We start from the raw sequence: 1,729 nt of genomic DNA, 5'->3' as shown, positions 1-1,729 counted from the left end.
CGCAGAGCTACCTCGCCGGACTCCATCTCCGCGCCTCCATGATCTGGATCAACGACCTCACACGAACCAATCCTTGATCACGACTCGATACAGGCCCTAAGTGGATCTTCGACCCGTACTTGCCCCGATCCACAGGATTCGGACCGGTCAGGTCCCCCTTTTCATGGCTCGCATGGTCACCGAGTCGATGGCGCACCGCGACCAGTCCAACTCGCCGCAGGCGCCGAGCTCATCGAGGACCGGGCGGTGCAGCTGGGCCCAGACCCGAGCCTTCGTCCACTCCGCGAAGCGCCGGTGGGCTGTCGCACCCGAGGGCCCGAACGATGCCGCCGAAGCTGCTGCCACGTGCAGCCCGACGCGGCCACGAACACGATCGCGGCCAGCACCTCCCGGTCCCCGTGCCGACGCCGGCCACCACCCTGCGGCCGCACCGGGACCTCCGGCACCACCCGCTGAAACAACTCCCACAACTCATCCGGCACCAGACGCTCCACGATCCCCACCACAACCAGACAGCTTACCTACTAAATGAGATGACGTCTTAGAGATTCGCTGATATGATAGTCGATCGCAGGGATGCCAGGAAAGGAACGCAAAGCTATGGCCCGTAGGCACTGGCGACAATTGTGGCCTGATGACCCAGCAAGCCATCCGTTCCCCTATCGACTCAATCCGCACCTCGACGACATCCGTGCGCCTCTTCTCGACTGGGCGATCGAAATAGGCATTGCTCCGGCCGGAGAACTGACCTCTGCAGCGTTCACCGCCGTGGACTATGCCGCCTACCCCGCCTGGATCTACCCTAGCGCCAATAAAGACGAGCTGCTCCTGGTCGCTCAATGGATGACCTGGTTCTTTCTGTTTGACAATCATCTAGACGAGCAACCTGTCGGCGAGCTGTCCGCAGCGACATTTGCTCTGCTGAACGATATCAACAAGATCATCACAACAGGGCCAGTGGCGCCTCTTGACGCGAAAACCACGACCTCCCCATACGCCATTGCACTCATAGATCTGTGGAACCGGTCACGCTGCCTTTACCGCAACTGCGGTTGGGAACGGCGCTACGAGAACGCGTTTGCCGACTATCAGAGATGCCAGCAATGGGAACAGGCCACCCGCGCCACCAGACACCAGCTTGATTTTCAAACCTATGTCGAGAACAAGCGGTGCTCAGCAGCCTCCCAGCTTGGCAACATGTTCGTCGAACTTTTCGTCGACCACCCTGTCCCTGACGCGGCCCTCGACAGCCACCTCCTACGCACCGCTCGACACATCGCCGGAGATGTGATCCACCTCGCCACCGATGTCCTTTCCTCTGAACGAGAGACCAACTTTGAGCCCATCCCCAACGCACTGACCGCCCTCGCGTACACCCTCCAAACTGACAACGATCAGGTAGAACGACTGTTCACCATGCTGTGGCAGGCCCGCACCCAGATCTTCCACAACATCAGCACCGACCTTCCCACCTTGATGCAGACCACCGGACACAACCTGCGCCACCTGCCCACCATCCGGGCCTACCTTGACGACCTCCGACTCTGGATGGGCGGCAACATGCACTGGATCGACAGCACCCCCCGCTATAACCCCGCCTACAACATTGAAGTTCCCCCACGATCACGGACAGGTTGATGCTGGGACGTATGGGTCCCGGAGGAAGCAGTCCAGGTCGTGAGTAAGAAGAGCAATACGAGCAAGCGGTACCCCAAGGAGTTCAAGCGGG

1 protein-coding gene and 1 pseudogene are annotated in these 1,729 nt (G+C 60.3%); one reads left to right on the top strand and one right to left on the bottom strand.

Annotated features, from left to right (window positions below; translation table 11 throughout):
• Window positions 1-97: 97 nt before the first annotated feature.
• Window positions 98-506: pseudogene (locus IG74_RS50620) on the bottom strand (transposase); the annotation flags it as partial.
• Window positions 507-600: 94 nt separating this feature from the next.
• Here IG74_RS50620 and IG74_RS0144450 point away from each other — a divergent pair.
• Window positions 601-1,638 carry a terpene synthase family protein gene (locus tag IG74_RS0144450; RefSeq protein WP_158858122.1) on the top strand — a complete coding sequence of 346 codons (1,038 nt, stop codon included), beginning with the start codon at window positions 601-603 and terminating at the stop codon, window positions 1,636-1,638.
• The last annotated feature ends 91 nt before the right edge of the window (window positions 1,639-1,729 follow it).

Source organism: Streptomyces sp. NRRL B-1347, from assembly GCF_000720325.1.
In the GTDB taxonomy this organism is placed as follows: domain Bacteria; phylum Actinomycetota; class Actinomycetes; order Streptomycetales; family Streptomycetaceae; genus Streptomyces.
The sequence above is the reverse complement of the archived record's forward strand: the minus strand, read 5'-3'. Positions and strand labels throughout refer to the sequence as shown.

Bases quoted from the DNA above. Each gene is read 5' to 3' on its own strand.
- IG74_RS0144450 (WP_158858122.1), top strand. From the start codon at position 601: ATGGCCCGTAGGCACTGGCGACAATTGTGGCCTGATGACCCAGCAAGC.